This is a genomic window from Streptomyces sp. NPDC058964 (genome assembly GCF_042741275.1).
Lineage (GTDB): Bacteria > Actinomycetota > Actinomycetes > Streptomycetales > Streptomycetaceae > Streptomyces.
The window spans coordinates 4,560-9,537 of the sequence record NZ_JBHYKH010000246.1 but is presented as its reverse complement, the minus strand read 5'-3'; the positions used below and the strand labels follow the sequence as shown (position 1 = coordinate 9,537).

The following is a 4,978-nucleotide window of genomic DNA, read 5'->3' as shown; positions in this document are numbered from 1 at the left end:
GTCCGGCACGTCGGTGGGGCCATTCGGAGGTACTGGTCGCGACGTGCGACGATGTGCGGCATGCCGCAGCTACCCCCCGTTCGGAGCACGCCGCCGTCGCGGCCGCCGCGCCCGGACGCTTCCATGTCGTTGATCACCAACGTCATGGACCACAGCCTCGACGACGGGTACGCCGAGGCCGCCGCCCGGAAGCAGTCCCAGGGGGAAGGCGGCATGCCGAAGACCCTCCGGGCGAAGCTGGGCCTTGCCGTGGGGCTGGTGCTTGCGGCGCTGGTCGTGACCGTCGGCGCGGCGCAGGCACGCGTGGCCGCGCCCGTGGTGGCCAAGGAGCGCCAGGAGCTGATCGACCGCATCGACCGTGAGACCAAGTCCGCGGACAAGCTGGAAGGCTCGGTCGACAAGCTGCGCGACGACGTGAGCGCGCGCCAGCGGGCGGCTCTGAAGGCGAGCGGCGGCAGTGGACAGGTGGATCTCGTCGGCGTCCTGTCGGGCGCCACGGCGGTGCACGGCCCCGGTGTGAAGCTGGTCGTGAACGACGCCAAGGAAGCCTCGACGGGCGGCGACGGCAGCAATCCCCGGGAGACGTCCGGTTTCACCGACACCGGCCGGGTCCGCGACCGCGACATGCAGCGTGTGGTGAACGGGCTGTGGGCCTCCGGTGCCGAGGCGATCTCCATCAACGGGCAGCGCTTGACCGCCCTGTCCGCGATCAGGGCCGCGGGTGACGCGATACTGGTCGACAACAAGCCGCTCGTGCCGCCCTACACGGTGCTCGCGGTGGGGGACGCGAAGAAGTTGAGCACCAGGTTCCAGAACAGCGCCGACGGGCTGTATCTGCACGCCCTGGATGACAACTACGGCATCCGGACCGGCATCTCCACGGAGAGCGACATCCGGCTGCCGGCAGCACCGAGTGTGATCGTACGTACAGCAGAGCCGAGCACTGGGAAGGGCACATCGTGATCGCCGTACTGGGCCTCATCGTGGGAGTCGTGGCCGGGCTGTTGGTCCGACCTGAGGTTCCGGCGGTCGTCGAGCCTTATCTGCCGATCGCCGTCGTCGCTGCGCTCGACGCCGTCTTCGGCGGCCTGCGGGCCATGCTCGACGGCATCTTCGACGACAAGGTCTTCGTCGTGTCGTTCCTGTCGAACGTGGTCGTGGCCGCACTGATCGTTTTCCTGGGCGACAAGTTGGGCGTGGGGGCGCAGCTGTCCACCGGTGTCGTGGTGGTCCTCGGCATCCGCATCTTCTCCAACGCCGCGGCGATCCGGCGTCACGTGTTCCGGGCGTGAGACCGATGAGCAACCAGGACGAGCAGCCGGAGAACAGGCTGCGCAAGGAACTGCCCGACGAGGTGCCCGCGCCGGCTCCCGTCCCCGAGCCGGACACGGACGAGAAGCCCGAGGCCGCGCTCACGGGCCGCCAGCGGCTGCTGAAGGGTCTGTGGCCGCCGCGGATCACCAGGGCGCAACTCATCGTCGCCGTGCTGCTGTTCGGACTCGGCTTCGGTCTGGCCGTACAGGTGGCGTCCTACAGCGACGGCGACAGCGCGCTGCGCGGCGCACGTCAGGAAGATCTTGTTCGCATCCTCGATGAACTCGACGACCGTACTCAGCGTCTTGAGGACGAGAAGCAGGGACTCGAGAAGCAGCGGTCGGAACTGCAGAGCAGCTCGGACCGGGCCGCGGAGGCCCGCAAGCAGACGGCCGAGAAGGAGAGGCAACTCGGCATTCTGGCGGGCACCGTGGCGGCGCAGGGCCCCGGCATCACGATGACGATCGACGACACGAAGGGGGCGGTCAAGGCGGACATGCTGCTCGACGCGATCCAGGAACTGCGCGCGGCCGGTGCGGAGGCGATCCAGGTGAACGGGGTGCGAGTCGTCGCCAGTACCTATCTGACGGACTCCGGCAAGAGCGTGAGCGTCGACGGGAACAAGATCAACGCCCCCTATCGTTTCAAGGTCATCGGTAAGCCGCAGGACCTCGAACCGGCGCTCAACATCCCCGGAGGCGTGGTGCAGACTCTCGAGAAGGAGCAGGCCACCGTGACCGTCGAGCGGTCGACCAAGATCGTCGTGGAAGCCTTGCGAGCGGTGAAGCGGCCTGACTACGCTCGGTCGTCCTCCCAGTGAACCGGCGGTGCATGGGGAACGTCGGGCAGGGGCATGAGGTTGCGGGGGGTCGGCGCACCGAAGAGGTGGCGCGTGGTGGAAACTGTCTGGTGGATACGGACGTTGTGAGGATGTCCGGGTCGACCGGTGTACGCAATCAGGGTTCGTCCTGCCCCACGGGCGGGTCTGTTTCGGTCAAGGGGAATCGCCCGTGAAGTTGTTTGCGAAGTTGTTCGGCAAGAGCGCGCGAGAGGGCAGCGCCAACGCGACCGCTCGTCATCGCGCACAGCCTGACGCAGAGGGTCAGCGCCCGCTGTTCCGCGACCAGGTCTCTGGTCCGGGCGGTGACATTTCCGGTGGTCAGGGCGCGCCGTCTGTTGACCCTGCCCAGTCGAGCGGCATAGGTTTCGGGCAACCGTCAACCTCAAGTACGGGTGGAGGGTTTGCCTCCGACCCGTACGCGTCCAATGCCCCAGGGGGGCAGCCGCGGCAGGAGGATCCGTCCATGTCGGTCCTGGTTTGTACGAGGTGCGGTAACCGGAACGCGGAGAACGCCCGGTTCTGTTCCAACTGTGGTGCCCCGCTGCGCGCAGGCGTTGCGGCGGAGCGTCCGTCCGAGACGACGTCCACGATCTCGATCTCCGGTCTCGAGGCCTACGACGCCGAGGTCACCGGGCAGACGCAGATGCCGGCGCTCTCTCCCGAGGCGCAGGCGGCGGTCGACGCACTGCCGATGGGCTCGGCGCTGCTGGTGGTGCGCCGCGGCCCGAACTCCGGCAGCCGCTTCCTGCTGGACGGCGAGCTGACGACGGCGGGACGCCATCCGCAGAGCGACATCTTCCTGGACGACGTGACGGTCTCGCGTCGCCACGTGGAGTTCAGGCGCTCCCCGGACGGTTCGTTCACGGTGGCCGACGTGGGCAGTCTGAACGGCACCTACGTCAACCGCGAGCGGATCGACCAGGTCGCTCTGTCGAACGGTGACGAGGTGCAGATCGGCAAGTACCGGCTGGTCTTCTACGCGAGCCGGCAGGGCATCTGACCCGTCAGGGAAGGTCCATGCTTCAAACACCGAGCGGCGGTGCCGGGCACGGTGCCGCCGCCACGGACAGTGGGCTGATGAGCATCGGCACGGTGCTGAACGTACTGCGCGACGAGTTCCCCGAAGTCACCATCTCCAAGATCCGCTTCCTGGAGTCGGAGGGTCTCATCGAGCCGCAGCGGACGCCTTCGGGGTACCGCAAGTTCAGCTCCGGGGACGTCGAGCGCCTGGGGCACGTCCTGAGGATGCAGCGGGACCACTATCTGCCGCTCAAGGTGATCCGGGAGCACCTCGACGCCGTGGAGCGCGGAGAGGCCGTACAGCTGCCCGTCATGGGCCGTCCGCGCGACGGCAAGGACGTCCTCGGTTCGACCGACACCCCCACGGTGGCACGGATCGGGCGGGCCCAGCTGCTGGCGGCCGCCGACGTCGACGAGAGCACCCTCGAGGAGTGGGAGTCGTACGGGCTCATCGCTCCACTGGAGGACGGCGCGTACGACGCGGAGGCGGTCACCGTCGCGTCGCTCGTCGCCGAGCTGGGACGGTTCGGGATCGAGCCGCGCCATCTGCGGGTGATGAAGGCCGCCGCAGACCGTGAGGCCGGGCTGGTGGACCAGGTGGTGGCTCCCCTGAAGCGGCACCGCAACCCGCAGACCAGGGCCCACGCCCAGGCTCGCACGAAGGAGCTGGCGGCGCTCACGGTGCGGCTGCACGCGGCCCTGGTCAAGACCGCCCTCGGGGTGCGTCTGCCCTGAGTGGCGGCGGTGCTCGGGAGGCCGGATCGTGCACCCGTTCCCGGCCCGACTACCCAAACGTCCCGAGCACGGCCTAGGGTTGCTGTGTGAACGAGCTCGATGTCGTAGGTGTCCGGGTCGAAATGCCCTCCAACCAACCGATCGTGCTCCTGCGCGAAGTGGGAGGCGACAGGTACCTCCCCATCTGGATCGGGCCGGGGGAGGCGACGGCGATCGCTTTCGCCCAGCAGGGCATGGCCCCCGCGCGACCGCTGACCCACGACCTGTTCAAGGACGTGCTGGAGGCCGTCGGCCAGGAGCTCACGGAAGTGCGCATCACGGACCTGCGTGAGGGCGTCTTCTACGCGGAGCTGGTCTTCGCCAGCGGGGTCGAGGTGAGCGCGCGTCCGTCCGACGCCATAGCGCTGGCTCTGCGCACCGGAACGCCGATCTACGGCAGTGACACGGTGCTCGACGACGCGGGCATCGCGATTCCGGACGAGCAGGAGGACGAAGTGGAGAAGTTCCGCGAGTTCCTCGACCAGATCTCGCCCGAGGACTTCGGCACCAGCAGCCAGTGAGCCGGGCGGCCCCGGAGCGGCGGACGCGGTCCGTGCCGGCTTGTCGACGCCCTGTCACGGTCGGTATGTCGGCAAATGCCCCCGGCCATTGAGAGCGTCCTACGACTCCCCGCCAGAGCATTCGGCTAGCCTTTCCCCGCGGTGGGGCACGGGAAACCACTCCTAGGGTGATTATCACTCGGCGTGCCGAGTGTGGCGATCGTTGACGCACCCTTGGTGACTGCCTACCGTCGAGAAGGCAGTTCAAGGACGGAGGTCGGCGTGAGAAGCAGCGGCGACGGTACGGCTGGGGGTGCCCCCGGACGCGGTTTCGGGGAGAGCGGTCCGTACCCTCCCCCGGGCTCTCAGCTGCGGTCCAGCATGGCGGTCGGCCACGCCCCGCAGCGGCCGACGGCCGTCGCGCCGAACAGCGGAGGGGCGGCGCCCATGGCGTCCGAGGAGATCGGCTACCGCGGTGGGGCGGGCGGGGCGGGCGCCGCGCCCCCCCACCCCCCACACCGCGAAACGG

The 4,978-nt window shown here is 68.8% G+C and carries 6 protein-coding genes; all 6 read left to right on the top strand.

Features of this window, described 5'->3' with window-relative positions; all coding sequences use genetic code 11:
- Positions 1-123: 123 nt before the first annotated feature.
- Positions 124-963 (top strand): DUF881 domain-containing protein, encoded by an 840-nt coding sequence (locus ACFW2E_RS26820; protein WP_384469628.1) that lies wholly within the window; start codon positions 124-126, stop codon positions 961-963.
- Entirely contained in the window at positions 960-1,292 is a 333-nt protein-coding gene (locus tag ACFW2E_RS26815; RefSeq protein ID WP_006134295.1) for a small basic family protein, read from the top strand. Before ACFW2E_RS26820 ends, ACFW2E_RS26815 begins: the two co-directional genes overlap by 4 nt.
- Positions 1,293-1,297: 5 nt before the next feature.
- Positions 1,298-2,134: a DUF881 domain-containing protein gene (locus ACFW2E_RS26810; protein ID WP_384469627.1), complete on the top strand. Its 837-nt coding sequence runs from the start codon at positions 1,298-1,300 to the stop codon at positions 2,132-2,134.
- Positions 2,135-2,324: 190 nt separating this feature from the next.
- Entirely contained in the window at positions 2,325-3,155 is an 831-nt protein-coding gene (locus ACFW2E_RS26805; RefSeq protein WP_384469626.1) for an FHA domain-containing protein, read from the top strand.
- A gap of 17 nt (positions 3,156-3,172) precedes the next feature.
- A complete protein-coding gene (locus ACFW2E_RS26800; protein WP_384469625.1) occupies positions 3,173-3,910 on the top strand; it encodes a MerR family transcriptional regulator in 738 nt (245 codons plus the stop codon).
- An 86-nt stretch (positions 3,911-3,996) separates the two neighbouring features.
- The gene (locus ACFW2E_RS26795) at positions 3,997-4,470 is read left to right on the top strand and encodes a bifunctional nuclease family protein (RefSeq protein ID WP_026253112.1); all 474 of its coding nucleotides are present in this window, start codon (positions 3,997-3,999) and stop codon (positions 4,468-4,470) included.
- Positions 4,471-4,978: the final 508 nt, after the last annotated feature.